This window comes from bacterium (assembly GCA_041649255.1).
Taxonomy (GTDB): Bacteria; Hydrothermota; UBA3073; order JACQXS01; family JAQTXJ01; genus JAQTXJ01.
In genome coordinates, this window is sequence record JBAZNK010000002.1 from 241,164 (window position 1) to 267,850 (window position 26,687).

General features: G+C 36.6%; 26 protein-coding genes. 14 read left to right on the forward strand and 12 right to left on the reverse strand.

Annotated features, from left to right (window positions below; translation table 11 throughout):
• Window positions 1-106: 106 nt before the first annotated feature.
• The 6 genes from WC614_02580 to arcC all read left to right on the forward strand — a co-directional run bounded on the left by WC614_02580 (window position 107) and on the right by arcC (window position 6,082).
• A complete protein-coding gene (locus tag WC614_02580; GenBank protein MFA5031882.1) occupies window positions 107-1,141 on the forward strand; it encodes a homoserine dehydrogenase in 1,035 nt (344 codons plus the stop codon).
• 94 nt (window positions 1,142-1,235) lie between these two features.
• Window positions 1,236-2,186, forward strand: a complete 951-nt coding sequence (locus WC614_02585; GenBank protein ID MFA5031883.1) for a hypothetical protein — start codon at window positions 1,236-1,238, stop codon at window positions 2,184-2,186.
• 70 nt (window positions 2,187-2,256) lie between these two features.
• Window positions 2,257-3,195, forward strand: coding sequence for a 3-methyl-2-oxobutanoate hydroxymethyltransferase (gene panB / locus WC614_02590; GenBank protein MFA5031884.1), 939 nt, complete (start codon window positions 2,257-2,259; stop codon window positions 3,193-3,195).
• A gap of 115 nt (window positions 3,196-3,310) precedes the next feature.
• Window positions 3,311-4,483 (forward strand): aminotransferase class I/II-fold pyridoxal phosphate-dependent enzyme, encoded by a 1,173-nt coding sequence (locus WC614_02595; GenBank protein ID MFA5031885.1) that lies wholly within the window; start codon window positions 3,311-3,313, stop codon window positions 4,481-4,483.
• Between the two features lie 27 nt (window positions 4,484-4,510).
• On the forward strand, window positions 4,511-5,119 hold the full coding sequence (locus WC614_02600; protein ID MFA5031886.1) for a CvpA family protein: 609 nt from the start codon (window positions 4,511-4,513) through the stop codon (window positions 5,117-5,119).
• A gap of 15 nt (window positions 5,120-5,134) precedes the next feature.
• Window positions 5,135-6,082 carry a carbamate kinase gene (arcC, locus tag WC614_02605; protein ID MFA5031887.1) on the forward strand — a complete coding sequence of 316 codons (948 nt, stop codon included), beginning with the start codon at window positions 5,135-5,137 and terminating at the stop codon, window positions 6,080-6,082.
• 79 nt (window positions 6,083-6,161) lie between these two features.
• Here arcC and WC614_02610 read toward each other — a convergent pair whose 3' ends face one another.
• From WC614_02610 to WC614_02620, 3 genes are all read right to left on the reverse strand, one after another.
• Complete coding sequence (locus tag WC614_02610) at window positions 6,162-7,544, reverse strand: FG-GAP-like repeat-containing protein (protein ID MFA5031888.1); 1,383 nt, start codon at window positions 7,542-7,544, stop codon at window positions 6,162-6,164.
• Between the two features lie 144 nt (window positions 7,545-7,688).
• On the reverse strand, window positions 7,689-9,476 hold the full coding sequence (locus WC614_02615) for an ABC transporter ATP-binding protein (GenBank protein MFA5031889.1): 1,788 nt from the start codon (window positions 9,474-9,476) through the stop codon (window positions 7,689-7,691).
• On the reverse strand, window positions 9,473-11,203 hold the full coding sequence (locus tag WC614_02620; GenBank protein ID MFA5031890.1) for an ABC transporter ATP-binding protein: 1,731 nt from the start codon (window positions 11,201-11,203) through the stop codon (window positions 9,473-9,475). Before WC614_02620 ends, WC614_02615 begins: the two co-directional genes overlap by 4 nt.
• A 152-nt stretch (window positions 11,204-11,355) precedes the next feature.
• Between WC614_02620 and gcvH the strand changes: the two genes are divergently transcribed.
• The 6 genes from gcvH to WC614_02650 all read left to right on the forward strand — a co-directional run bounded on the left by gcvH (window position 11,356) and on the right by WC614_02650 (window position 16,642).
• On the forward strand, window positions 11,356-11,736 hold the full coding sequence (gene gcvH / locus WC614_02625) for a glycine cleavage system protein GcvH (GenBank protein MFA5031891.1): 381 nt from the start codon (window positions 11,356-11,358) through the stop codon (window positions 11,734-11,736).
• Window positions 11,737-11,765: 29 nt separating this feature from the next.
• On the forward strand, window positions 11,766-13,022 hold the full coding sequence (locus WC614_02630) for an adenosylhomocysteinase (GenBank protein ID MFA5031892.1): 1,257 nt from the start codon (window positions 11,766-11,768) through the stop codon (window positions 13,020-13,022).
• A 61-nt stretch (window positions 13,023-13,083) separates the two neighbouring features.
• Complete coding sequence (lpxA, locus tag WC614_02635) at window positions 13,084-13,854, forward strand: acyl-ACP--UDP-N-acetylglucosamine O-acyltransferase (GenBank protein MFA5031893.1); 771 nt, start codon at window positions 13,084-13,086, stop codon at window positions 13,852-13,854.
• Window positions 13,855-13,933: 79 nt separating this feature from the next.
• Window positions 13,934-15,010 carry a GWxTD domain-containing protein gene (locus WC614_02640; protein ID MFA5031894.1) on the forward strand — a complete coding sequence of 359 codons (1,077 nt, stop codon included), beginning with the start codon at window positions 13,934-13,936 and terminating at the stop codon, window positions 15,008-15,010.
• Complete coding sequence (gene nth / locus WC614_02645) at window positions 14,988-15,644, forward strand: endonuclease III (protein ID MFA5031895.1); 657 nt, start codon at window positions 14,988-14,990, stop codon at window positions 15,642-15,644. The genes WC614_02640 and nth overlap by 23 nt, the downstream gene beginning before the upstream one ends.
• On the forward strand, window positions 15,641-16,642 hold the full coding sequence (locus WC614_02650; GenBank protein ID MFA5031896.1) for a DUF933 domain-containing protein: 1,002 nt from the start codon (window positions 15,641-15,643) through the stop codon (window positions 16,640-16,642). The genes nth and WC614_02650 overlap by 4 nt, the downstream gene beginning before the upstream one ends.
• 10 nt (window positions 16,643-16,652) lie before the next feature.
• Here the strand turns inward: WC614_02650 and WC614_02655 are convergent, their stop codons facing one another.
• Both WC614_02655 and WC614_02660 read right to left on the reverse strand, forming a co-directional pair.
• Window positions 16,653-18,281 (reverse strand): T9SS type A sorting domain-containing protein, encoded by a 1,629-nt coding sequence (locus tag WC614_02655; protein ID MFA5031897.1) that lies wholly within the window; start codon window positions 18,279-18,281, stop codon window positions 16,653-16,655.
• A 193-nt stretch (window positions 18,282-18,474) separates the two neighbouring features.
• Window positions 18,475-19,446 (reverse strand): NAD(P)H-dependent glycerol-3-phosphate dehydrogenase, encoded by a 972-nt coding sequence (locus tag WC614_02660; protein MFA5031898.1) that lies wholly within the window; start codon window positions 19,444-19,446, stop codon window positions 18,475-18,477.
• A gap of 84 nt (window positions 19,447-19,530) precedes the next feature.
• On the opposite strand from WC614_02660, the gene WC614_02665 reads away from it, so the two are divergent.
• On the forward strand, window positions 19,531-20,328 hold the full coding sequence (locus tag WC614_02665) for a TIGR00282 family metallophosphoesterase (protein ID MFA5031899.1): 798 nt from the start codon (window positions 19,531-19,533) through the stop codon (window positions 20,326-20,328).
• Between the two features lie 21 nt (window positions 20,329-20,349).
• Here WC614_02665 and WC614_02670 read toward each other — a convergent pair whose 3' ends face one another.
• The 7 genes from WC614_02670 to WC614_02700 form a co-directional block, all read right to left on the reverse strand.
• Window positions 20,350-21,000 carry a hypothetical protein gene (locus WC614_02670; protein ID MFA5031900.1) on the reverse strand — a complete coding sequence of 217 codons (651 nt, stop codon included), beginning with the start codon at window positions 20,998-21,000 and terminating at the stop codon, window positions 20,350-20,352.
• An 89-nt stretch (window positions 21,001-21,089) separates the two neighbouring features.
• Entirely contained in the window at window positions 21,090-21,530 is a 441-nt protein-coding gene (gene rplQ / locus WC614_02675; protein ID MFA5031901.1) for a 50S ribosomal protein L17, read from the reverse strand.
• On the reverse strand, window positions 21,514-22,497 hold the full coding sequence (locus tag WC614_02680; GenBank protein MFA5031902.1) for a DNA-directed RNA polymerase subunit alpha: 984 nt from the start codon (window positions 22,495-22,497) through the stop codon (window positions 21,514-21,516). The genes rplQ and WC614_02680 overlap by 17 nt, the downstream gene beginning before the upstream one ends.
• 40 nt (window positions 22,498-22,537) lie before the next feature.
• Window positions 22,538-23,527: an RnfABCDGE type electron transport complex subunit D gene (locus tag WC614_02685; protein ID MFA5031903.1), complete on the reverse strand. Its 990-nt coding sequence runs from the start codon at window positions 23,525-23,527 to the stop codon at window positions 22,538-22,540.
• A 13-nt stretch (window positions 23,528-23,540) separates the two neighbouring features.
• A complete protein-coding gene (locus WC614_02690) occupies window positions 23,541-23,726 on the reverse strand; it encodes a type Z 30S ribosomal protein S14 (GenBank protein MFA5031904.1) in 186 nt (61 codons plus the stop codon).
• On the reverse strand, window positions 23,683-24,270 hold the full coding sequence (rplE, locus tag WC614_02695) for a 50S ribosomal protein L5 (protein ID MFA5031905.1): 588 nt from the start codon (window positions 24,268-24,270) through the stop codon (window positions 23,683-23,685). The genes WC614_02690 and rplE overlap by 44 nt, the downstream gene beginning before the upstream one ends.
• Window positions 24,271-24,278: 8 nt before the next feature.
• A complete protein-coding gene (locus WC614_02700; protein ID MFA5031906.1) occupies window positions 24,279-25,100 on the reverse strand; it encodes a peptidylprolyl isomerase in 822 nt (273 codons plus the stop codon).
• 315 nt (window positions 25,101-25,415) lie between these two features.
• Between WC614_02700 and WC614_02705 the strand changes: the two genes are divergently transcribed.
• Complete coding sequence (locus WC614_02705) at window positions 25,416-26,684, forward strand: tetratricopeptide repeat protein (protein ID MFA5031907.1); 1,269 nt, start codon at window positions 25,416-25,418, stop codon at window positions 26,682-26,684.
• Window positions 26,685-26,687: the final 3 nt, after the last annotated feature.

Below are 26,687 nucleotides of genomic sequence, written 5' to 3' on the forward strand. Positions count from 1 at the left end.
TACTATTATCCGTAGGGAACAGGATGTCTGTTCCCTACGAACAAAAAACACAATAATCTCAAAAAAACACTTGAAAAATAAAATATATGGTTTAAGATGCTGAAAAATGAATTACAATCTTGCGTTTATTGGATTTGGAAACATAGGAAAGGGTTTCGCAGAACTCTTGCTTGAACAGGAAAAACAACTCAAAGAAAAATATGCTATTGAATACAAAGTAGTCGCTATTTCTACCCTCACAAGAGGAACCGTTTACAACAAAAACGGACTTAACCTCAAAGAGATTTTGAAGCTTATCCAAAAAGAAGGAACTCTAACAAACCACTGTGACGTAAAAAAAGGCTGGGACACTCTAAAAACAATAAAAGATAGCAATGCGGATATAGTTTTAGAACTTACGCCCACAAATATAAAAACAGGAGACCCTGCAATTAAACATATAGAAACTGCTCTATTGTCTAAGAAAAACGTAATTACAGTCAACAAGGGACCGATAGCGTTAAAATATAAACAACTAATTAATATTGCCCAAAAAAATAAAGTAATGCTTAAATTTGAAGGAACTGTTTTAGGTGGGACACCTGCAATAACTTTAGGAACGGAAGCGCTCGCAGGGGCTAAAATTACAGAAATAAAAGGCATTTTGAACGGAACTACAAACTTTATTCTTACGGAAATGGAAAAAGGCAGGGATTACAAATCTGCGTTAAAAGAAGCCCAAAAATTAGGATATGCAGAAACCGACCCGACAGCGGATGTTGAAGGATATGACACGGTTGCAAAGCTTGTGATTCTTGCAAATGTGCTTATGAATGCCAATATAAAACCTTCCGACGTAAAAAGGACAGGTATAACAAAAATTTCTCTTGCCAATATAAAAAAAGCAAGGCAAAATGGGCAGGTATGGAAATTAGTAGGACATATAAAAACGGATAATGGAATTGAAGCAGAGGTTGCTCCTAAAATGCTAAACTCGAATGAACTTTTGGCAAACATTAACAAGGGTATGAACGGGTTATGCATAAAAACCGATATTGTAGGAGAAATCACAATCATCGGCGCAGGCGCAGGTCCAAAAGGCACGAGTTTTGCCATATTGAATGATTTAATAAGTATAAACAGAACACTTAAAGGAATTTAATATTTGATATTTTAAGAAGCCCTTTCCAGCTTTACTGGATTAGGGATTCTTATCCAGCTCTGCTGGGAATTTTTGATTTGAAAAAGGGGGATTTATGAAGATGAACGACATCGCAAAAATGGTGGAAAAAGTTGGAATTCCGGGCAGTGACCGTTTTGATTTGCCCACCAGCAAAAAAAGATTTCCGGATGGCGCATGGTACCGTATGGAAATTTCCGGTATTGAAAGACCTAACGTTTTGGAAGCGCTTATTGATGAAATGGATAAAAGAAAAACTCCCATACATAGAGCAATTTCAATGGTAATGGGAGCAACTTATCTTGATAAAAAAGAACTCAAAGATTTTGCAACTATAGCAAAAGAAGCACAAATTGAAGTAATCGTAACTCCCGGCCCAAGAGCGGCATGGGATATCGGAAGACAACCCGTAACCCCGGAAGGCGCATTTTCAGGTGCAAGATTCAGGGGAGCCGAGCAGGTTAAAGCTTATATTGCAGATATGTTCCGATGTATAGATGCAGGTTTCAAGGGATTTCTTGTTACGGATGAAGGTTTAATGTGGTTACTTAACGAAATGAAAATTAAAGGTGATGTACCAAAAGACATAACATTTAAAGTATCCGTATATGCAGGGCATGGTAATCCTGCAGGCGCCAAACTACTCGAAAGTATAGGAGCAGGAACTTTTAACCCGGTAGGCGACCTTACGATACCACAATTTGCGACAATAAGACAAACGGTAGACATACCTATGGACCTTCATATCTTATTGGCAGAATCTTTTGGAGGATTTACAAGATTTTATGATGCACCTGAAATGGTTCGCACCTGTGCGCCTTGTTATTTCAAAATTGAACCCGGACCGGCTTGTCTTGTAGGCCCCGGAGCAATGTATAAACCCTGGACAGATGCAGGTATGCTCGCAAATTTCGCAAGAGAAAAAGTTAAATATGCACAGACAATTATCGAAATAATACAGGAAAATTTTCCTGAAGCAACAATGTCGAAAAAAGGTGCTAAAGGGTTAGCTATACCTACACCGTAAACAAAGAGTAATTAAGTGTAACAAATTCGTAGGGGCGTATTGCAATACGCCCGCCAAATAAGGAGGAAAAATGGAACCTAAAAGAAAAATAAGTATTAATGACCTTGCCAAAATGAAAAAAGAGAAGAAACCCGTTGCGTGGATAACATCTTATGATTTTCCTTTTGCTTATGTTTCTGAACAGGCAGGCGTTGATATGATTCTTGTCGGAGATTCAGGCGGTATGGTTCAATTGGGATACGAAGCTACCAACCCCGTAACAATGGATGAAATGATACACCTTGCAAAAGCTGCTCGTAAAGGCGCCCCGAATACGTTTTTAATCGGTGATATGCCGCAGGGCGCTTACGAACCCGGTGAAAGAGACGCCGTAATAAGCGCATTAAGGTTTGTTAAAGAAGCCGGCTGTGATGCGATAAAATGTGAAGGTGGAATTCGTGTCATATCAAAAGTAAAAGCAATGGTAGATGCCGGGATATTGGTTATGGGACATTTAGGGTTAACTCCCCAAAGCAGCGCTTCTTTTGGTGGATACAGAGTACAAGGAAAGAGCGTTTCCAGTTTTGAAAAAACGGTGGAAGATGCGCTTGCGCTGGAAAAAGCAGGCGTTTTTGCATTATTGCTTGAAGCTATGCCTTCGGAACCTGCAGGACAAATCGCCAAATTATTAAAAATTCCCGTTTACGGAATAGGCGCCGGAACAATGGTAGATGGGCAATTAATCATTATGCACGATACTATGGGGTTTTATCATCCTTTTAGACCTTGGTTTGCAAAATGTTATATCCCGGATGTCATATCGGAATTTCAGAAATATATATCCAATATAAAGGATTTAAGAAAAGTAGGAAAAGACGAACGGAAAGATGGGTTACTTGTTCTTACAACTATGGCAGTCACGAAATACGTAGAAGAAGTAAGAAACGGGAAATTCCCCGGCTCGGAATATAGCTACCCCATACCTGTAGAAGATTTAAGATTACTCGAGAAATCTAAATTCTGGAAATAATAACGTAGGGAACGGTTTCCTGCAAAGCGGGATAACTTGGAGTAATCCGTTTTAAGCGGAAACTCCAACTAATCAAACGTTCCCTACAATATAGAGCTACAAACAAAGGAGCAAAATGAAAATAGAAACAAAAGTCGTTCACGGGGGACAACACCCTGACCCCGTTACAGGTTCTTTAATTCCTCCACTATACCAGACATCTACTTTTGCATTTAAGGATGCAGACCATGGCGCAAGATTATTCAAAGGTGAGGAAAAAGGGTATATTTATACAAGACTTGGAAATCCTACGGTAGACCTTTTAGCTGAAAAAATGGCACTTCTTGAGGGTGGAGATTATGCAGAAATATTTGCATCCGGGTGCGGAGCTTTATTCTGTACTATACTCAGTATTGCAGAGAGCGGAAGTAACATAATATCCGACAAGATAATATATGGCGGGTCTTACGGGCAGTTTAAACAGGAATTACCTATTGTAGGAATAGATACAAAATTTGTTGATACTACAAATCCAAAAGAGTTGGAAGCTGCTATAGATAAAAAAACAAAATTGATTTTCATAGAAACGCCCGCAAATCCGACTTTAAAAATAGTAGATATAAAAAAATGTGCTGAAATTGCCCACAAACACAAAATTCCATTAGTAGTTGATAATACTTTCTCTTCTCCTTATTTACAAAGACCTATAGAACTTGGCGCGGATGCCGTAGTTCATTCAGCTACAAAATATTTGGGAGGACACGGTGATTTGATAGCGGGAGTCTCCGTTGTCAAAAAAGAATTCGCAGAAAGCCTGAGAAAAAGGTCACGCAACATAGGCGCAAACATATCGCCATTTAATGCATGGCTAATTTTACGAGGACTTAAAACTCTGGCAGTAAGAATGGACAGGCATTGTGAGAATGCGCTAAAGATAGCAGAATTTCTTGAATCGTATCCAATGATAGAAAAAGTGTATTACCCGTTCCTTAAATCTCATACCGGTTATGAGATTGCCCGCCAACAAATGAGCAACGGAGGCGGAGTAATCGGTTTTGAAGTAAAAGGCGGCAGAGAAGCAGGAAAAACACTTATGAATTCAGTTAAACTCTGTATCCTTGCAGTAAGTCTTGGAGATCCGGATACTCTTATACAACATCCTGCAAGTATGACTCATTCCGCATATTCGGAAGAGGAATGCATAAAAGTTGGTCTGACACCCGGATTCGTGAGATTATCTGTAGGAATAGAGAATGTTGAGGATATAATTGACGACCTGAAACAAGCAATGAATAAAATTAAGAAATAATTAGTTTTATTCATTGAGGGGGACAAAATGATTCTTGATATCGTGTTAGCTGTTGTTATAGTTGCATTTTTGCTCATAGGTTTGGCGAGAGGAATTATTAGAAGTGTGTTCGGATTAGTAGGTATAATTATCGGTCTAATAGTGGCTTCCCGCTTTTATGCAAACTTTGTTCTCGCAACAGAATTGAAATGGCAATACGCGAAAATATTAAGTTTCATAGTTGTATTTTTGATTGTATTTTTGTTAATATATCTTATAGGAGTTATAATTCAGAACCTTTTAAGTTCTTTTAAGCTTGGATTTCTTGACCATATACTCGGTGCGGCATTAGGGTTAGTAAAAGGCGGGATATTGGCATGGCTTATATGTTTTATTATATTAATGTTTCCGGACGGAAGTGAAAAAATAAAACAGTCAAGAATTGCTCCTTTTGTATTCAAACAACTAAAATGGGTTGAGGGCTTTTGCCCGCCCGAAGTAAAGGATAAATTAAAATTGGATAACCCGCGCACAATAATTGATGTGTTCACACCGGATACTAAAACAATTGCAAATACCGAAAAGGCAAGAAAAAACACTAAAAGCATAAGCAAAAGAGGCAAGACAATGGACAGTTTGTATAATGAGACAAAATAATCCCATACTTCACTTATGAAAACAGCGGTCGTAGCAATCGGTGGCAATGCTATTTTACTTGCCGGTGAAAAAGGCAGCAAAGAAGAACAAATTAAGAACCTTAAAATAACCTGCAAATACTTAGCTCAACTTATTCGTGAAGGTTATGACCTCGTAATTACACACGGCAACGGGCCACAAGTTGGTAATATTCTTCTCCAGAATGAACTTGCGAAATCGGAAATTCCTCCGATGGCATTGGATGTCTGTAACGCGGAAAGCCAGGGACAAATAGGTTACCTCTTACAACAGACTCTAAACAACGAATTACAAGCTCTTAAAATCAATAAGACCGTAGTTTCAGTAATAACTCAGGTACTGGTAGATAAAAAAGACCCTGCTTTTAAAAACCCCACAAAACCCATAGGGCAATATTATAAAGAAAAAGAAGCTAAAAAACTCAAACACGATAAAGGGTGGGAAATGCGATTTGATTCTAAACGAGGAGGTTGGCGCAGGGTTGTAGCGTCTCCTGTTCCTCAAAAAATACTGGAACATGATGCAATTCTAAGGCTTATATTCAGTGGCACTTCAGGGATAGTAGTAATTGCGTCCGGTGGCGGCGGGATACCCGTAATAAAAACAAAAAAAGGTTATGAAGGGGTGGAAGCGGTTATAGACAAAGATTTGGCAGCAAGCGTGCTTGCAAGAAACATAAATGAAAAACTATTTATAATACTGACTGACGTCCCCAATGTATCAATAAACTTTGGGAAACCAAACCAGAAAAACCTTGATAAAACGACTTTAAAAGAAGTAAAACAATATTTAAAAGAAGGACACTTTGCCGCCGGTAGTATGGGACCAAAAATAAAAGCAGCTATAGCATTTTTGGAAAATAAAGGTAAAAAAGTAATTATTACATCCCCGGAAAATCTATTACAAGCAATAAAAGGAAAAGCAGGAACAGAAATAACAGGGTAGGAAAAGATTTAAGAATTCCTCACGCCAAGCCGCAAAGACGCAAAGAACGCAGAGTTTAAAGATGCAAAGTGGGTTAGTATTAAAATTTTACTATCTTCAGAGGATAGGTAATTCCATCTGTTCGTAGTATTGCAAAGTATATTCCGGAGTGATTAATTGTCGGAGTAAAAGTGTAGCTGCCGGAAGATAAACTACCGTCATAAATTATATTTAATAACCGACCGGTAATATTATATAAACTCAATTTGACAGAAGCTGATTTTTGAAGTGAAAGATAAACTTTATCTTTAATTGTTTTTGCAGTTACCGGGAATTGTTTATTATTCGCTGTTGACTGTTCTTCCACAGCGAATGGACCACAACCACTTGAATTTGCCATATCATCTAATACCCATACCTTCTTCGCACCCGCTGTTCCGACCACTAATTCCACACACTCATCACCGTCTATATCAGCAATTGTTATGTCATGAACATCATTTGATAATGTCTTTGTCCATAAGAGTGAACCGTCCTCACCATTCAAGGAAATAAGTGAACCAGTAAACCCATAGTTTGGGAGAAGCACTTCAATTTTATTGTCACCATCAATATCTGCAATTGATATACCACGATGAATCCAACCGGAAGCAACGTAACTCCATTTTACTCCACCTGTTACTCCATTTAAACAATAAACTTTACCGTCACAACTTCCAATAACCACTTCGTAACTTCCATCCCCATCTACATCAGCCACTGCTGGCGAAGACCATACTTCACTTCCTGTTGCATAACTCCATTTCGGGACGCCAGTTAAACCAGTAAGACAATAAACATTACCGTCAAAACTTCCAACAACCACTTCTACACTCCCATCCCCATCTACATCACATAAGGCTGGCGAAGACCCCACATACGCTCCTGTTGAATAACTCCATTTCGGGGTACCTGTTGAGCCATTAAGACAATAAACTTTAGAGTTATAACTTCCCACAATCACTTCGTAACTTCCATCCCCATCTACATCACATAAGGCTGGCGAAGACTCCATACCTCCTGTTGCGTAACTCCATTTAGGAATACCTGTTGAGCCATTAAGACAATAAACTTTAGAGTCACAACTTCCAACAACCACTTCTACACTCCCATCCCCATCTACATCAGCTACTGCTGGCGAAGCCCACACCTCATCCCCTGTTGCATAACTCCATTTAAGGAGACCTGTTACGCCCTCAAAACAATAAACTTTAAAGTCAGAACTTACAACAACCGCTTCTATACTTCCATCCCCATCTACATCAGCAACTGTGGGACCATAACTTTCAATCACATCTCCTGTAACATAAGACCACTTAACGTCAGGCGTGCTACTCATAGCACCTTTCATCGACTGGAAATGTGTATTTTCAAGTGTTCCACCATATTTAGACCAATTCTCATAAGTAGAGGTAACGCTTAAAATAAATAATATTACGAACATCTTAACTTCCTTATATATTTATAATAGTGAAAGTCAAGAAGAAATCAGGAAATGGTTGAAGGAACTGGAGTAGTTCCGTATCTTTAAACTTTGCGTCTTGGCGGCTTTGCGTGAGAATCTCTTTTGTCCGTATCCCTGTTGCTATTATGTATATTGAAGGTTATATAATACTGCGTAGAAGCCGTCGTTTTTGATTAGTTCTTCGTGGGTTCCGTTTTCTATGATTTTACCATCGGAAATAACGATAATACGGTCAACATTCTTAATCGTAGATAACCTATGCGCGACTACGATTGCGGTTCTGTTTTCCAGCAATTTATGCGTAGCGTCCTGAATTAATCCTTCCGTTAAGGAGTCAACTTCTCTTGTTGCTTCATCCAAAATCAATATAGACGGGTTAACGGCAATTGCCCTTGCAAACGTCAACAACTGACGTTCTCCGCTTGAAAGGTTTGTACCTCTTTCTTTGATTTCTTCATCGTATTTACCGGGCATTTTATCAATAAATTTAGTTACATTCGTTATCTCGGCGGCTCTTTGTATTTCCTCTTCCGTGACTTTTGAATCCCTTAACTTTATGTTATCCCTGATAGTTCCGCTGAATATATAACTATCCTGCGTTACAAGCGCAAGTTTGCTCCTGAGTTCAGCATGTTTTATGTTTTGAATGGGGATACCGTCAATTAATATTTCCCCTTTTTGAGGGGTATAAAACTTAACAATCAATCCGATAATTGATGTCTTTCCCGCACCCGTTGGTCCCACAACGGCAATTCTTTCTCCCGGTTTTATGCGTAAATTGATATCTTTCAGAACCCAGTTCTCCGGGTTTGGAGTATCTTCATAAGAAAACCATACATTTTTAAATTCTATTTCTCCTTTTGTCTTCAAATGCTGGGAAACGGCTTTTTCATCATCGTATTCAAAGTCTTTCGTATCCATAAGCAAGAATATTCTTTCAGCCGCAGCAAGAGAAGACTGGACGGTATCAAGTTTGTGGGAAAAATCTATTATCGGCTGGAACAACAAGCGGATATAACTCGTAAAAGCGACAAGCGTTCCTATGGTTATTTTTGATTGAAGCGCTTCGCCTCCCCCCCACCATATAATAAGAGCAGTCCCGACCGAGAGAAGCAATTCCGTTATGGGCATAAAAGTCCCGTATACAATAACCTGTTTCATATTTGAGTTGTAATACTCTTTATTAACGGCGGTAAACTTATGACAATTTTCCTGCTCGCGATTGAATAGTTTCGTCGTTTTCATTCCCTCGAAATATTCACTAAGTAATACGTTTATTTGCGCCAGCCATTTACGGACGGTGCGGTAAGCCTTTTTTGCTCTAATACGGAAAAGATTAAGGCTTATAACAAGGGGAGGAATTACCAGAAAAGTAATAAGGGATACTTTCACATCCAACTGAAGCATAAGCCATATTGCGCCAATGACCGTAAATATATTCGCAAATATCGTTGCCCCCACATTCGATATCATATCGTTAAGAGCTTCTTCATCATTCGTAACTCTCGTAACGAGTCTGCCTACCGGATTAAGGTCAAAGAATTTTATTTTTAGTTTTTGTAAATGCGAGAACAAAGCTACCCTGATGTCTCTTATTACGGATTGCGCAGTAAAAGCAATGGAATAATTCATTCCCCACGAAGAAAGCCCACCTGCAAAGAGAAAAGCCGCATAAATAAAGACCAGTTTTTTCAGTCCTTCAAAATCGCCGACCATTATGTATTTATCTATTGCGATTTTGGTAATATGTGGCAATACGAGCGCGACGGCAGTACTAATCAAAGATATGAAAACGGCAAACCAGAAAGTCCATTTATAAGGAGCCAGATAAGCGAAAAAACGATTTAAAAGTTTTATATCATACGACTTATCTATATCCTCATCACTATAAAAGTGCGAATGTCTGCTCATTTATTAAACTCCTGATATCTGAACAAGTGGAAATAAATTCCCTGCAAAGCAAGAAGTTCGTTATGGTTTCCTTTTTCTGTAATTTTGCCGTGTTCAAGAACTATTATCTTATCGGACTCCATAATGCTTCTTATGCGATGCGAAACAACGATTAATATTTTATCTTTCAAGGTATGTCTAAGGTTATGCAGAATTTCCATTTCTTTCTCTATGTCTATACTCGCGAGAGCGTTATCAATAATAAGAACATCCGGGTTAAGAAGCAAAGCTCTTGAGAGGGCAACTCTCTGGCACTGTCCTCCGGAGAGAGTAACGCCTCTTTCACCGATTACATCATAATAATTATTCGGAAAACTCATAATTTCATCGTGTATTTTGGCAATTTTTGCAACTGTTTGTACTTCTTCCAGAGTAGCATGAGGTTTACCAAAAGCTATATTGGCAAAAATCGTATCCGAGAACAAGAAAGAATCCTGGGGGACAAAAGAAACAACTTTTCTGAGATTATCGAACGGAATGTTTTTTAGGGATACGTCATTTAATTTGATTTCTCCTTTATCAGGGTCATACAGACGGGTTATAAGATTCAAAAATGTAGTTTTACCTGAACCGATTTTACCCGTTATACCGAGTGAATCGCCTGCGTTAAGAGATAGATTTATATTATCAAGGACATGTTTTTCTTTGTAATAGAAGTCAAGATTAACGATTTCAAGTTTTTTAACGTTAGAGATTGTTTTTATTTCCACCGGGTCTGAAGGAGCTTTTATTTCGGGCAAAGTATTTAATATTTCATTTATCCTGCTCATAGAAGCTGAACCGCGCTGGATTGTATTAAGTAAGAGTCCGATTGCTATTGTAGGCCAGATAAAAGTTGCGAGATAAGACATAAAAGCAACAAGGTCACCCATTGATATGGCGTGGGAAATAACGTATTTTCCCCCGACTAACAAGACAATAGCTGTTGAGATACTTGTAAAGAAGAATATCATAGGCGAAAATATGCTGTGAATTTGTGTAAGCCGCATATTTTTGTCCATATAATCCTGAGATTTATCCGTAAAATTAGATATTTCACCGTTTTCTTGATTAAAGACTTTTATTACTTTGATACCTTCAATGTTTTCTCTTGCATTAGCAGTAAGAGCGGAAAAAGAAGCTTGGACATTTTTAAATCTCGTATAAATTAATTTGCTAAATCTCATAATCATTATGGAAACAAAAGGCAGGGGAATAATTGCAAATAGAGTAAGTTTGACGGATATAAATAGCATAAAAGCAAGCGAAAATGGTCCCCATATAATAATATCAAGAAATTGAATCATACCGTGACCGAGAGTTTCCCTGATAGCATTGACATCATTAGTAGCATGAGCCATCAAGTCACCGATTTTGTGATTATTAAAGAATTTCATATCCATATTCTGGATATGGGCAAAAAGCTTATTACGGATTTGTTCTTCTATTTTCCTTGAAGTCCCTATGATGTAGTATCGCCAAAAGAACCTTAAAATAGAGACTACAATGGCCAGAGCGACAATTAATAACGCATAGCGAAACAAATCGGTTTTGGTTATAGTGCCTTTGGTTATGCCGTCAATGGCATATTTTATTATTCTCGGTATAAAAAGATGAAATATATCAACCAAAAAGAGGGCAACAATACCAATCCATAATCTATTTTTATATGGGGAATAACATCGGTATAAAGATTTAAAACTGTTCATTAATTAACTTGTAATCTTGGATTATATATATAAAAAGTCAACTAAAATTATTGAATAGTTATAGAGTAAAATTTTAATTGACAATTATAGATTAGAAGTTATAAACTTTTATAATTATTTAATAAAAAATAGTATAATTTAAGGAGGAAAAAATGGAATTTCCGGAAAATTTAAAATATACCCCCACTCATGAATGGTTAAAAGTAGAAGGTGACAAAGGAAGTTTCGGAATTACGGATTTTGCCCAGTCCGAACTTTCGGATGTAGTATTCGTTGAATTCAAACCCGTAGGAACAAAAGTAGAAAAAGGCAAATCTGTCGGAACAATTGAAGCGGTTAAAGCCGTCTCGGATATTTTTGCTCCCGTATCCGGAGAAATTATTGAAGTGAATACGAAAGTTACAACTAGCCCGGACCTTATCAATAAAAGCCCGTATAATGATGGATGGCTGGTAAAAATCAAAATTGCAAATTCCAATGAAGTAACAACATTACTTTCTAAATCAGACTACGAAAAAATAGCACACCATTAAATTTTAACAGCAAAAAGAGGATAAAAAATATGAATTACGATATAAAGGATAAAAATTTACATAAATCAGGTAAAGCACGAATAGAATGGGCAGATGCCTTAATGCCTGTTTTAAAGCAAATAAGAGAAGAATACGCAAAGTCGAAACCACTAAAGGGCGTGAAAATAAGTGCTTGCTTGCATGTGACTACCGAAACTGCCAACTTAATGCGGACACTCAAAGCAGGTGGAGCAGACGCAATGTTATGCGCTTCGAATCCATTGTCCACGCAAGACGATGTTGCCGCATCTCTGGTTATTGACTATGCCATACCCGTATTTGCGATAAAAGGCGAATCTAATGATGTCTACTATAAACACCTAAATCAGGTGCTTGATAACAAACCGCATATAACTATGGATGACGGAGCTGATTTAGTATCTACAATACACTCTAAAAGAAAAGAGTTGTTGAAAAATATAAAGGGTGGAACAGAGGAGACAACGACAGGAGTCATAAGGCTTAAAGCTATGGCTCAAAAAGGAGCACTTAAATTTCCCATCATAGCGGTAAATGATTCCAAAACAAAATACTTATTTGATAATCGCTATGGAACAGGACAATCTACTATAGATGGGATATTAAGAAGCACTAATGTTCTGCTTGCAGGTAAAAACTTTGTCGTTTGCGGATACGGATGGTGCGGACGTGGAGTTGCGATGAGAGCTCACGGGCTTGGTGCAAATGTGATTGTGACTGAAATTGACCCTGTTAAAGCATTGGAAGCAAGACTTGACGGGTTCAGAGTAATGCCATCAAAAGAAGCAATAAAAATAGCCGATATTGTGCTTACGGTTACCGGTGATATAAATGTCGTGGATAAACATCATTTCTTAGATGCAAAAGATGGAATTATACTTGCAAATTCAGGACACTTTGACGTAGAAATAAATAAAAAAGAATTACAGAAACTCTCCGTAGAGACTCGCGAGGTTAGACCTTGTGTCCAATTATACAAATTAAAATCAGGCAAACGAATCTATTTATTAACGGAAGGCAGACTTGTTAATTTATCGGCAGCAGAAGGACACCCGGCAGAAGTAATGGATATGTCGTTTGCAAACCAGGCATTAGCTGCTAAGTATACCATAGAAAACGCCCAAAAACTAAAAAATCAGGTCTATAAAATTCCTGAAGAACTAGATGCTCGCATAGCACAATTAAAATTAAAAGCCCTTGGAGTAGAAATAGATACGCTTACAAAAGAACAGAAAGAATATCTACAATCCTGGGAAATCGGAACATAAAAATTGAAAGTGTTACTACCTGTATCAATTTTATCCCTATAGAACAATTGATTAATACTCTATGCCTAATTTAATTCATAAAAGCGCAATCATAGACAAATCTGCAATTATTGGAGATAACGTAACCATAGGTGCTTATAGTATTATAGAAAAAGGCGTAGAAATAAAAGATGGAACGGAAATAGGTCCTTTTGTCAGAATAACCGGAAATACAAAAATTGGTTCGAAATGTAAAATATACGAAAATGTATCAATAGGCAATCCTCCCCAGGATGTAAAATTTAAAGGAGAACAAATTTATATTGAAATCGGAGATAATAATATCCTGAGAGAATCTGTAACTATTCACGGTGGAGCCGGAACTCCAACAACTATAGGAAATAACAATTTTTTAATGTGTTATGTTCATATAGCGCATAATTGTAAACTTGGGAGTAATATAATAATAGCCAATGCGACTCAAATTTCGGGAGTGGTAGAAATAGAAGACTATGCTTTTATATCCGGTCTATGCCCTGTTCACCAATTTACACGAATCGGTGGACATAGTATGATTGCCGGAGGATATAGAGTTCCAAAAGATGTTATACCCTACTCCTTAGCCGCATCTGACCCCTTAAAGATTCACGGGTTAAACATTGTAGGACTTAAAAGACGTAACTTCCCACCAAAGACTATTAAAACATTAAAACAAGCATTCCAGATTTTATTGTTCTCAAACTTAAACACTTCACAAGCACTTAAAGAGATGAAAAAAGAATTACCCTTAATCCCCGAAGTCAAACATCTCTTAAAATTTATAGAAACATCCAAACGCGGAATAGTAAAATAACATACCCAAAAAGCTTTTTAACAGTCTCCAAAAATAAAGAATTTGACTTCTGCTTACATTGATATAAATTACATAAATTATGTTATTTTTCTTGTTTTTAAGCACAATTGAATTAAATTTTTCTTACCATACCGGAGTCTTTCTCAATAAAGACAGCACGGAAGGACTAAGAATATTTTATGAAATTCCGTCTAATCAATTAATTTACATAAAATCAAACAATAACTTTTTTGCAAACTATGAAATTTCAGCTATTCTTATCCGGAACAAAAAGGAAATTGGTGATATCTGGACGGAAAAATTTCAACAAGACAGTACCATAAAAAAAATAAAGAATAAAGTAGAATTACCTGTTTCCCCCGGAACGTATTATTTAATACTCAAAATAAGAGATTTGAATTCACAAAAAACAGGAGAGAAAAAAGACAAAATAACCGTTGAAAAAATAGAAAAGTCCCTGTTATCTTTTTCAAGTAGAAATTTTAATTCCGAGACTAAAAGGTTGAATTTGGAAATATATAATTTCTGCAACTCGCCCTTCAAAGTCTTATGTAAAATAGATAATATCACAGATAGTATAATAATCGACAATACCAATTTTATAAATGAAGTTTCGTTCAAGTTTGATTCTCTTAAATCAGGAACACATAATTTTTTGCTCTCGGCTTGCCCATCTAATGGAAACACCTGTGATTTTGTAACCGACACACTATACGTTAAAGAACCTTTCTGGGTAAAAGATTGGGGGTCAAAAGTAAAACAGCTTTTTTATATCGCAAACAATAAAGAAATAGACTCGCTTATTAAAACACCTGTATTAAAAAGAGAAACAGAATGGTTAAATTTCTGGCAAAAAAAGGAATCGCAATACAAATACGAAGGAATTGAAACGGAATATTTTAATCGCGTAGATTACGCGAATGCTAATTTCGAGAAAGGGAAACAAGGATGGCAAACAGATAGAGGGAAAATATATGTACTATTGGGAGCGCCTGACGAAATAGAATCACACCCCTTTGAAATAGGTGAAAACCCTTACGAAATATGGCATTATTACTCAATAGAAACAAAATTTATTTTCGAAGACAGAAACGGATTTGGAGATTATGTAATCACATATCCGGCATTTATAAATGTCAAATTTAGAGTCAATTAACCCCGATAAACGGGAAAAAGTAAAAAAAATAATAAGCACACTCCAATTGAGATATGGAACAACCACTAGAAGAGACAGCCCTTTCTATATACTTATTTCTACCCTTCTTTCCCAGCGAACAAAAGATGAAACTACAGATAAAGTAAGTACCCAATTATTCCTGAAATATAAAACACCGGACAATTTTAACAAAGCACCTGTTAAAGCAATAGAATCCTTAATAAAAAGCATCGGGTTTTACAGGGTAAAAGCACAACGAATAAAGGAAATATCAAATATTCTGATAACTAAATTTAATTCAAAAGTCCCCAATAATTTTGACGACTTGGTTTCTCTTCCGGGTATAGGGCCTAAAACCGCTAATTGTGTATTGTTTTACGGTTTTGGCATACCTGCTCTCGCAGTAGATACACACGTTCATCGCATATCCAACAGGTTAGGTCTTGTAAAAACAACTAAACCGGAAGATACTGAAAAACATTTAAAACCCATTATTCCTCAAAAATACTGGGGATGGATAAATTACGCTCTGGTAAGCTTTGGAAAAGAAATTTGCCGACCAATAGGACCTAAATGTATAGGATGTAATCTCACAAAAATATGTAACTACAAAAAACAACAGGAGAAAAAATGAAAATAGGAATCGTAGGACAAGAAACTTCAGGAAAAACAACAATATTCAAGTTGCTTACTTCCCAGATAAATATGCCACCATCCGCTAAACCACTAATATGGACAATGGACATTAAAGACTCGAGACTTGATTTTCTTGCCTCTGTCTTTAAACCCAAAAAACTTACCTATGTGAAGCTTGAACTAAACGATATCCCCGGATTTTCAAAATCCGGCTTGGCATTACTCCAGACAATGGATGCTCTGATTTACGTCATCCCATTCTGGGGGAGTTTTAATAACCCCCTAAAACACCTATCCGACCTGCAATCTGAACTTATTTTAAGAGATATTGAAATGTGTGAAAATGCAATAAAGAAGGCTGATTCTCCTCAAACATCCGAATTACTAAAAAAATGTAAAGCCTCGCTTGACGAATCAATCCCTTTAAGCAAAATAACTCTAACTGAGGAAGAAGAAAAATCCTTACGGGGATTCGGCTTTCTATCACAAAAACCGTCAATCGTTATATTAAACACGGATAATCAGGAAAAAGATAATAAAGAACTCTTAGCATTCCAAGAGAAGAATATTCTCCCATTGCTTATTATTAATGCATCTATTGAACTTGAAATTTTAGAACTTGATTCGGATGACAGAGTAACATATTGTAAAGAATTTGGCATAGAAAAGCCCATCATTGATAGATTTTCGGAAACCGCTTACACTCCATTCAAATTAGCAGTCTTCTTTACGGTAGGAGAAGATGAAGTCAGGGGGTGGCAAATAACGGCAGGAGCGAAAGCATCCGTAGCCGCAGGAAAAGTCCACTCTGACATAGAACGTGGATTTATAAAAGCAGATATAATAGGATTTGAAGACTTTAAAAAAGTTTTAGCTACGGTTTCTTCACCCGCAATTGCCCTGAAAACAGCAAAAGGCAATGGATTATTACAAGTCGTAGATAAAGACTACATAGTTAAAGATGGGGATATTATAGAATTCAAATTCAACGTATAACAGGTGTCAATTATTTAACTACAATAAGCTTTTTAACCTCTGTACGCTCTGATTTTAACACGCAAAAATAAGTTCCCGCTGAAACTTTAACACCTTTACTATTTTTTGCATCCCAGCTTACAATACCATTTCTCTTAAGAGGTTCAAATGTCTTAACAACTCTTCCTGCTTCGTCCTGAATCAGGATTTGCCCTGTCTTGTATTCGCTTGCAACTGAATACCTGATTACAGTAGTATTTTTTACCGGGTTAGGAAAACATACCAATTCGGTTTTTACAGGTTTTACCACATCTTCTATCCCTGCTTCCGAACAAACATCAGCCGTTTGAAGCGCCGGAGTACCCGTTGATACTGAAGGAGAACTATTAGATGGTGTACAAATTGCCCCCGTGCTAATTGAAGTCCCGGTTATCCCCGGAGTATTAACCGTTACCGGAGCATCAACCCATGGACAATCAGGCGCCATTCCACCGGCAGAATTTACTTTTAACATCAAGAAATCATAATTTCCGGCACCAAAAGATACCGTTTCTCCTGCAATTATACAGCCGCCATCGGCGGTTAAACGCACACCATTAGCACAATCGTTCTGTGCGCCTCCAAAAGCTTTTGACCACAACACACTCCCTGATACATCCAATTTCATAACTAAGAAATCTGAATTACCTGCGCCATAAGACTTAGTTTCTCCAACTAATATATAATTATTACTTCCATCCTGTTGAATATACCACGGACAATCAAGCGCTGCACCTCCATAGGTTTTTACCCATGAGACTGCTCCACCGGAAGTTAACTTTGAAAGCATAACGTCACCCTGTCCTACCCCATAAGAATTAGTTATTCCAGCCACTACATAACCACCATCTGAAGTTTGCTCTATTGCATTTGCTTCGTCGTCTTGCGCACCTCCTAAAACCCTTGTCCATGAAACAGCACCGGTAGATGTTAATTTTACGACTAAAAAGTCTTCTCCTCCTGAACCGTAAGAAACAGTAAACCCATCTACTATGAAACCTCCGTCTGAAGTTTCCTGAACCCCATTTGTTCCTATTTCCAAATCCCCACCACCTAAAGTTTTTGCCCAGGAAACATTACCTGTTGCATCTAATTTTATAACTAAAAATTCTCCACCACTTGCAACTGAAGGATAAGAAAAACTATAACCTAATACTATATATCCACCATCTGAAGTTTGCTGTATTGCATTTGCGCCATCTATGCTTGTCCCGCCATAAGTTTTTGACCATGAAATAGCCCCCGTGGAAGTTAATTTTATAAGAAGAAAATCGGAGTTCCCTGCACCATAAGACTTGGTTCCCCCAGCTACTATATACCCACCATCAGTGGTTTGCTGAACAGAAAAAGCTTTGTCCATAAAACCTCCGCCAAAAGTCTTTGCCCATAAAATATTAGCTGTTGAATCGAGCTTCACAACCAAAAAATCTTCCTGCCCTGCCCCAAACGAAGCAGTATTACCGGTCATTATATAACCTTTATCGGTAGTTTGTTGAATATAAGCCCCATAATCGTCACCCGTTCCGCCAAAAGTTTTTGCCCATGAATCAGCATACAAAGAAGAACTTATAAAATTTATAAAAATATAACAAAAAACTCCTCCCAAAACAATTTTTTTCATCTCCCCTCCTATTTTTATTAACTAATGTTATTATGAATATGATTTCAAAATCAAATTATGTCAACCTTTTTTTAATTTAACTGGATAATCACAAATAGCGCTATTTTTTAATCCGATTACTCTTTGGAGTTTATTCTATACTATTTTATTAATTCTATGCTAATATCGTAGGGACACAATTTACTATTCGAACTCACGAATTCTCTGCTTTAAGTTCTCTTGCCATCAAAGCTTCTATCGCTATTAAAGGGGGTTTTTTATTAAAAAGCACTTCGTATACCTCCTGTGTTATAGGCATACTTACATTATATTTTTCAGATAACTCTACTGCCGCCGAAGTTGTATCTATTCCCTCTGCCACTTCAACCATTTTTTCACGAATGTGTTCCATAGAATAACCTTTCCCAATTAATTCTCCTACTCTATGATTACGTGAATCCGTGCTGAACGATGTAGTTATAAGGTCTCCTATACCTGAAAGCCCAGAAAATGTATCAGTATTTGCGCCCATAACTACACCTAAACGAATAATTTCCCTTATTCCTCTTGTAAGTAACGCCCCTTTAGTATTGGCTCCAAGGCCCAATCCATCACAAATACCGGATGCTATGGCAATTATATTTTTTAATGCTCCTCCAAGCTCCGCACCAATCACATCCGAACTCGTATAAACCCTGAATGTTTTAGCATTCAAAATGCTTTGCACTAATTTTGCATTCTCTTCGTTCTTACACGCACAAACACAACTCGTCGGGATACCGCGAATTACCTCTCTTGCTATACTCGGGCCTGCAAGAACACAAATGTTGTCTTCCGGAACTCCGGTTTCTTCCAATAAAACTTCTGACATCCTTTTAAGCGTAGTTTTTTCTAAACCTTTTGAAACACACAATAACACGGCATTTGTTTTTTTATATAATAATTTTGCCACATCTCGCATCACCTGTGAAGGAACAGCAAAAATAATAATAGAACAAGAGTCTATTGCGTCATTAAAATCATAAGTAATATTTACTTTATCTGGTATTTTGTAGCCGGGTAAATATTTAGTATTTTCCCTGTTTTCTATTTTTTCTATCGTCCACAAACTTACATCTGCTTTATCACTAAGCATTATCGCCAGTGTGGTTCCCCAGTTTCCTGCTCCAAGAATACCTATTTTCATATTTTTTATTTTATATATATTCTTATAAAAGTCAATTTTTTCTTGATTTTTTTCATTATTCCAGTATTCTACATTTAACATATAATGAAAATATTATTTGTAGGTGATATAATAGGTACCACTGGCAAAGAAATCGTCATAAAAAAACTTCCTGCCCTGATAAAAGAACATACTATAGATTTTGTCATTGCAAACGCTGAATGCGCAAGTAAAAGCGCAAATAGTATTACGCCTGAAGATGCTTTGCTTCTGACGGATAGTGGTGTAAATTGCATAACTACAGGCGAAAGAGTGTGGGGAAAACAGGAAATGATAGAATTTCTTACGACTAATTCTACTTCAAATTCTACCATGGCAAAATGCTCAATATTGCGACCGTTAAATTATCCGCCCGGCGTTCCTGGTATCGGTAGCGCTATTTATCCTGAAGGCATAGCAGTAATAAACTTGCTCGGAAGAGCTTTTCTTGCCAATATTGACTGTCCTTTCAGAACAGGACTTTCGGAAATAGAAAAGCTTAGTTCTTCCACTAAAATAATTATTGTTGACTTCCATGCTCAAACTACTGCAGAAAAACAGGCTTTTAGCTACTGGATAGACGGTAAAGTATCGGCAGTAATTGGAACACATACAACGGCACAAACTAATGACGAAAAAATTATGCCTGGCGGAACTGCTTATATATCAAGCGTAGGAATGACAGGAGTACAAGATTCAATAAGTGGAATAGTCAAAGAACTATATATCCAACATTTCATTACCGGTATTCCTGTAGAATTTAAACCTGCCAAAGGAGAAGGTAATTTAAACGGGGCAATTATAGAAATTGATGTTGATACCGGAAAAGCACTAAAAATCCACAAAATTAGCAGATTGTCCTGACATTTATATTATACTTGCTGCTTATAAAGTTTGTTTAATTCCTACACCTAAACCATAAAATATACTGCCATAACTAGTTTGAGCACTATTCCCATTAGCGCCGAAATTAAAACTTAGCTCTCCAAAGCAGATAAATCTGGTCTTCTCACTGATTCTATACTCAACTCCTACAGGAGCCATAAATTTCATTTCCGTAATAGGAGTAGTAGAAGAACTGTCATTTACTGTTATCTCTTTATCATACATTCTAAATTTAGGGCCACAAGACACAAAAGGACACCATTTAGCTTCTTCTTCTAAAGGAAAATAATATTTTACCAGCAAAGAAAATACATTACCTGTCTCTTTATATTTAATTGATTCATAAGTAGTTACGCTAGTATCATTACCGCTGCTTGTTTCATAATTGTAATTGAATTCAATACCAAAAGTAGGTATTGCACTGAACATTTTTGTATATTCTTTTCCACATTGAGGACAATTAAATTTACGATTCAAAAAAAAGAAATTACCTTCAATAGAGACGCCTCCACCGAACCAGTATTGATTTCCGTTTGAACTTGTCGCTGTTTTATGCAATCCATTAAATGGAACTTTAACACCCACGCTTATTGGAAATACCCGGGTTGCTCCCAAAATAATCAGCACCAATCCAAAAGCTATCTTTTTCATAATTAACCTCCTGATAATTAAAGGTAATAGTTTAGTTTTTCCTGAAGTCAAACTGTGGCACACAAAATCAAAACATCTACGCTTGAGACCTATACTGCTTCACCCTTGAGTCTTTTTTCTTCTTTTTCTTTCCGTTTAGTTTCTCTTGCGTCTATCTTTTTCTTTCTTTCTTCATCAAACCCTAACAGTTCAATGAATGCAAGCTGTGCTCCATCACCTTTGCGAGGCGGCAACCTAACTATTCTTGTAAAGCCACTCTTACGTTCACCAAGTTTAGGAACAATAGCCGTCAAAAGATGTTTTATTATCTTTTTATCATTTCTCAATATTTTATTCAACTCATAACGACTGGCATCTCCCTTTTTGGCAAATGTAAGCGTCCTGTCTATAACCTTACTTGATTCTTTGGCTTTTAAAATGGTAGTTACAATCCCGTAATGTGTGAAAACATTTCTCATCAAATTAAACAGCGTTGCTTCTCTGTGAGATTTTGTGCGATTTAATTTTTTTACTTTATTCCCGTGTCTCATTTTCTCCTATCTTAAATGGAAGTTTTGCTCCAAATATAAGGTTATATCTAGCCAATAATTCAATAAGCTCCGCTAACGATTTGCGACCAAAATTAGGATATTGTAACATATCCGCTTCAGTCTTCTGAACAAGATCTCCCAATGTTCCAATCTCAGCAGCCTTTAAACAATTATGAGCTCTTACCGAAAGCTCGAGTCCATCTATCCTTATTGCAAGAGTATCCCTTAATTTTTTCTCTGTTTCATCCATTTCCTGAACTCTTTCAATCTCTTCTTCTTTTCTTAATAAAGTAAATATGTTAAAATGGTCATTTGCAATTGTAGACGCCAATGAAACTGCATCCTCAGGAATCATCTGTCCATTTGTCCATACCTCTAAAATTAATTTATCATAGTCGGTTCTCCGTTCAATTCTTGTATGATCAATCTTATATTTAACTCTGCGAACCGGGGAGTAAAATGCATCTAAATAAATTAAACCTACTTCGGATTCTTTCTTCAAAAATTCTGCGGCCACATAGCCTCTTCCGGTAGTAACAAAAAGTTCCGCACTGAAATCTTTTATATCATCCGTAACCGTCAAAATAAGCTGTTCGGGATTTATTATCTCACATTCACTATCTTCCTTAATATCTCCTGCTTTTATTTCTCCCTTTTTATTTATTTTGAGAGAAAGCTTTTTCTCCAGTTTATTTATCAATTTTATGTTTATTTTCTTTAGATTAAGAATGATTTGAGACATATCTTCATAAACACCGGGAATTGTAGAAAATTCATGCGGAACATTATCGAATTTAATGGCTGAAATAGCCGCTCCTTGTATCGATGATAGAAGAATACGTCTCAGCGAATTTCCTATTGTCATACCAAAACCAGGTTCAAGAGGAGAAAAAATAAACTTACCGTATTCATCAGTAGATTTTTCCACTTCTACCGCTTGAGGCATTTTAAATGGTAATAGTTTCATATAATTTTACCTCCTTAAATAGTCCAAATTTTTATAATTGTCAAGATAAGATTTTAATTTGCTTAAATATTTTTGGTTTTAATGCCCTTTCTATTAACGGGACAAAACAATTCATAATCAAAATTGCATAACAGACGCCTTCAGGTTGCGCTCCCCATAGTCTGATAAGCACAGTTATGATTCCACATCCTACGCCAAAGACCCACCTCCCTTCACGAGTTATAGGAGATGTTACATAATCCGTAGCCATAAAAAACGCCCCGAGAAATAATCCCCCCACAAGAATATGAAAAATACCATTCACGGGAGTTATCCCAAACATATAAAACATCTGCATTAAAATTCCTACAGTGCCTATATATGCCAATGGAATACGCCAATCAATATATTTCATTGCTATGAGAAAAATTCCTCCAAGCAATAGAAAAAAAGAGGACACTTCACCTAATGTTCCTCCACATACCCCTAAAAATAAATTTTTAATTGAGTCTCCTGAGTTTAACATTGATACTATTGCAGGATTTCCTGAGTTTACTTTTAATACCCCTAATGGAGCCACATTTGTAATTACATTCATATCACTTATAGCTCCAAATTTAGGTGCCGACCATAAACCACTCATTGCCTGTGGCCACGAAGCCACTATAAAAGCTCGCCCGGCAAGAGCAGGATTTATAAAATTATACCCTAATCCGCCGAAAGCTTGCTTCGCAACGACTATGGCAAAAATAACTCCCACTATTGGTATCCAGAAAGGAACTTTCACGGGTAAATTAAATGCAAGTAACATCCCTGTCAATATCGCACTTCCATCAAAATAAGTTCGTCTTTTTTTTATAAGTATTTGAACTATCGCTTCCGTTAAACACGCCACTCCACAAGAAACAATAACAAGCCATAATGCGCGAATACCAAATGAGCATATCGACCATATAAAAGCAGGCACTAATGCAATTATTATCGTATACATTATACGGGGGATAGATATATCCCTATGTATATGAGGAGAAACAGAGACTACTAATTTCATTATTTAGTGAACTCTACCAGCTTGCTTTCCTTACACCCGGAATTTGACCACGAAGTGCAAGTTGTCGGAAGCAAATCCTGCATAGCCCAAACTTCTTATAAACACCTCTTGGGCGACCGCATAGCTGACAGCGTTGATAACGACGGGTTTTATACTTAGCTGCCCTTTTTTGTTTTATTACCAGACACTTTTTTGCCATAAGATTTCTTAAATGGGATATTAAAAGCGGTTAATAGCTCTAATGAATCCTCTCTATGTTTACATCTAATTGTAAATGTTACATCCATACCTAAAACAAGTTTTACTTTATCATAAGAAATTTCAGGAAATATATTCTGCTCTACAATCCCAAAACTGTAATTTCCCTTTTTATCAAAAGAATCAGGATTTAATCCCCTGAAGTCACGAACACGGGGAAGAGCAAAAGTTACTAACCTTTCTAAAAACTCATACATACGCTCTTTTCTTAATGTTACTTTACAACCAATCGCCTTACCTTTCACTAACTTGAAAGAAGATATTGATTTATGCGCTTGTGTTATTAAGGGACGCTGTCCTGTTATCGTAGCTAATTGTTCACACGCTTCATCAAGTATTTTCGGTTCCTGAACGGCTTCCCCGATTCCCATATTTATCGTAATCTTTTTTAATTCCGGAACTTCATAGGCATTAGTATATTTAAGTTGCTTCATCAATTTCGGAACAATGTTTTTAGTATATTCTTCTTTTAAATTCACTCCCATTTAATCTCCTATTTTAACAAATCATAATTTTCTACTACCTTTACGTCTTTGCGAAGCCCCAATAATAAAGAGTCTACTGCTGCATTTCTTCTCGGGACAGTAAGCGCATTATGAATCTTTTCTCTCATATTTTCATAAGTTACTTCCCCATCCTTAATTGGCTTCGTTCCAAGTAGTTTTATTATATGATACCCATACATCGTCCGGATAGGAGCACTCACTGCACCAATTTCTTTTAACGAAAATAATGCATCCTCTAACTCCGGGATAGAAAGATCTCCCGCTCGGACATAGCCCATTACACCACCATTAACGGCAGATTTGGAATCAATAGAATATTCTTTCGCAAGCTTGGAGAAATCAAACCCTTCTCTGAGTTGAGACATAATCTTATTCGCTTCTGCCTCATCTCTCAGTATTATTTGTGCAATTTCCCTTTCGGTATTATAATAATCTTTTCTTTCATCAAAATACCTCTTTACATCCTGTTCGGTTATACCACTTATTTTGGACAAATACTTTTCAAGGTAATCATTTGCCAACATTTGCTTCTGTAAAGTAACAAGTTTTAACTTCACATCTGCTTCTTTATTAAGTTTGGATTTCACCGCTCCTTCATATAAAAGTTCCGTATTAATCCACATCTTTACCAACTCTTTTTTCTGGTCTATGCCTAAAGAAGCAGCATATTCCGGTGGAATAAGAGAATAAAATTGTTCTTCCGTAAGAACAGATTTCCCAACTTTCGCTAATACTTTACTATCATTTTTTTTACAACTTGCAGAAAAAACAACTAGCATTGCACAAATCACTAAAGCTTTATTAAACATGAATAACCTCTTTTTTACGGCTTATTGAAATTGTTATACAGTCTATTAAACATAAATTAAGTTTTTTACTTTAGCTAATTTTTTCTATAAGTCAAGGAAAATTTTCAAAATACTTATTAACTTTCAAACACTTAAACCTCAAAAATGTTCAAATTTTATGTATAATCCGTGCCCATTCGTGCCCGTCCGCATTCGTGAATACTATCTATGTCCTTTATCTCTTACTTTCTCTTGATTCAGTATTTCATTACAGCGAAATTTCTCCGTTTTCTGTTTTTTCTTGACACTTACACAAAAATAAACTAAAAAATGAATATGCTTAAAAGAATTCAGGTCGAAAGAGAAGCTCGCGCTTATGTAGTAATCGGTGAATGGGAAAAAGCTATCGCCTTATACCGTGAACTCTTAGAAGAAAGCGAAGATCCTAATATATACAACCTCATAGGAGATGTTTATGTCCGTATGAGTAGCTTAAATGACGCCCTTCCAGAATATTTAAGAGCTATTGACCTCTACGAAACCGAAGGATTATTTGAAAATGGTATTGCAGTATGTAAAAAAGCTCTCCGACTTATCCCGGGATATACAGAATTATACTTTAATCTTGCCGTCTTTTATGCAGAAATAGGTTTATTAAATGAAGCTGCAGAAGCTTTTAAGCATTATCTCCAGTCCAATTCCAAAAACAGAGGGCCACTAAAAAAACCTGTCCACTATAGAAAACTTATGTCCTTACTTTCAAGTGACCAAAAATTAAAAGTAGAAGTAGAAGACTATTATAAAAAATCTAACATTCACGACAACGAACTAGATTCAATATTCTCGACTTCCGCTGATAGCAGAACAGATTCCCCAACTCTTGAAAAACAACCGGAGCCAATAATAGAAAAAATTGTTACCCCTGAATATGAAAAGGCATATGAACCACAAAACGCCCCTGTAAAAATTCCAGAACCAACTTCTTCATACTCGGAATCTCCTGCCCCGCCTACAAAAAAAGAGCCTGAAATTTCTATACCGGTTAAAACCAATATTCCCCCTCAAACTACTCCCCCATTTAAGACTAATACCCCTGAAAATGTTCCCAGACATACAATGACAAGAAGCTCTCCTCCTCCCACAAAAGCACAAGATGATAGTAATCCCCTAGATAACGAAAAAGATTTTCAATTACTTCTTCACGCTATAAACGAAATTAAAGTAGCAACGAATACTCCCCAAAAAAGAGACCATTACAAAATTGGATTGGAATACAAAAACCTGGGTTTCTATGATGCTGCAATAAAAGAATTCCAGCTCTCAACATCTACTCAACAGGAAAGATTGAGATCCTTAAAAGAACTCGGGTACTGCTTCTTAAAAAAGGATAAACCCGATGTTGCCATTAATGCCTTTAATCGCGCACTTGAGGAAGAAAACAAGTCAAATGATGATTATTATACTCTGAAATATGGACTTGCTATAGCTTATGAAACTTTAGGTTACGCTGAGAAAGCAATTAATGCCTTTGAAGAAATATACCTCTATAACATTGACTATCTTGATGTCAGAAACCACTTAAAAAAACTTAAATCCACAACCTAATAT

What these genes read in the sequence shown, in the direction of transcription:
- arcC (MFA5031887.1), top strand. Translation starts at nt 5,135, where the DNA reads ATGAAAACAGCGGTCGTAGCAATCGGTGGCAATGCTATTTTACTTGCC.
- WC614_02685 (MFA5031903.1), bottom strand. Translation starts at nt 23,527, where the DNA reads ATGAAATTAGTAGTCTCTGTTTCTCCTCATATACATAGGGATATATCT.
- WC614_02665 (MFA5031899.1), top strand. Translation starts at nt 19,531, where the DNA reads ATGAAAATATTATTTGTAGGTGATATAATAGGTACCACTGGCAAAGAA.
- WC614_02705 (MFA5031907.1), top strand. Translation starts at nt 25,416, where the DNA reads ATGCTTAAAAGAATTCAGGTCGAAAGAGAAGCTCGCGCTTATGTAGTA.
- WC614_02610 (MFA5031888.1), bottom strand. Translation starts at nt 7,544, where the DNA reads ATGTTCGTAATATTATTTATTTTAAGCGTTACCTCTACTTATGAGAAT.
- rplE (MFA5031905.1), bottom strand. Translation starts at nt 24,270, where the DNA reads ATGGGAGTGAATTTAAAAGAAGAATATACTAAAAACATTGTTCCGAAA.
- gcvH (MFA5031891.1), top strand. Translation starts at nt 11,356, where the DNA reads ATGGAATTTCCGGAAAATTTAAAATATACCCCCACTCATGAATGGTTA.
- WC614_02580 (MFA5031882.1), top strand. Translation starts at nt 107, where the DNA reads ATGAATTACAATCTTGCGTTTATTGGATTTGGAAACATAGGAAAGGGT.
- lpxA (MFA5031893.1), top strand. Translation starts at nt 13,084, where the DNA reads ATGCCTAATTTAATTCATAAAAGCGCAATCATAGACAAATCTGCAATT.
- WC614_02690 (MFA5031904.1), bottom strand. Translation starts at nt 23,726, where the DNA reads ATGGCAAAAAAGTGTCTGGTAATAAAACAAAAAAGGGCAGCTAAGTAT.
- WC614_02630 (MFA5031892.1), top strand. Translation starts at nt 11,766, where the DNA reads ATGAATTACGATATAAAGGATAAAAATTTACATAAATCAGGTAAAGCA.
- WC614_02620 (MFA5031890.1), bottom strand. Translation starts at nt 11,203, where the DNA reads ATGAACAGTTTTAAATCTTTATACCGATGTTATTCCCCATATAAAAAT.
- nth (MFA5031895.1), top strand. Translation starts at nt 14,988, where the DNA reads ATGTCAAATTTAGAGTCAATTAACCCCGATAAACGGGAAAAAGTAAAA.
- WC614_02670 (MFA5031900.1), bottom strand. Translation starts at nt 21,000, where the DNA reads ATGAAAAAGATAGCTTTTGGATTGGTGCTGATTATTTTGGGAGCAACC.
- WC614_02650 (MFA5031896.1), top strand. Translation starts at nt 15,641, where the DNA reads ATGAAAATAGGAATCGTAGGACAAGAAACTTCAGGAAAAACAACAATA.
- panB (MFA5031884.1), top strand. Translation starts at nt 2,257, where the DNA reads ATGGAACCTAAAAGAAAAATAAGTATTAATGACCTTGCCAAAATGAAA.
- rplQ (MFA5031901.1), bottom strand. Translation starts at nt 21,530, where the DNA reads ATGAGACACGGGAATAAAGTAAAAAAATTAAATCGCACAAAATCTCAC.
- WC614_02600 (MFA5031886.1), top strand. Translation starts at nt 4,511, where the DNA reads ATGATTCTTGATATCGTGTTAGCTGTTGTTATAGTTGCATTTTTGCTC.
- WC614_02660 (MFA5031898.1), bottom strand. Translation starts at nt 19,446, where the DNA reads ATGAAAATAGGTATTCTTGGAGCAGGAAACTGGGGAACCACACTGGCG.
- WC614_02680 (MFA5031902.1), bottom strand. Translation starts at nt 22,497, where the DNA reads ATGAAACTATTACCATTTAAAATGCCTCAAGCGGTAGAAGTGGAAAAA.
- WC614_02585 (MFA5031883.1), top strand. Translation starts at nt 1,236, where the DNA reads ATGAAGATGAACGACATCGCAAAAATGGTGGAAAAAGTTGGAATTCCG.
- WC614_02640 (MFA5031894.1), top strand. Translation starts at nt 13,934, where the DNA reads ATGTTATTTTTCTTGTTTTTAAGCACAATTGAATTAAATTTTTCTTAC.
- WC614_02700 (MFA5031906.1), bottom strand. Translation starts at nt 25,100, where the DNA reads ATGTTTAATAAAGCTTTAGTGATTTGTGCAATGCTAGTTGTTTTTTCT.
- WC614_02655 (MFA5031897.1), bottom strand. Translation starts at nt 18,281, where the DNA reads ATGAAAAAAATTGTTTTGGGAGGAGTTTTTTGTTATATTTTTATAAAT.
- WC614_02615 (MFA5031889.1), bottom strand. Translation starts at nt 9,476, where the DNA reads ATGAGCAGACATTCGCACTTTTATAGTGATGAGGATATAGATAAGTCG.
- WC614_02595 (MFA5031885.1), top strand. Translation starts at nt 3,311, where the DNA reads ATGAAAATAGAAACAAAAGTCGTTCACGGGGGACAACACCCTGACCCC.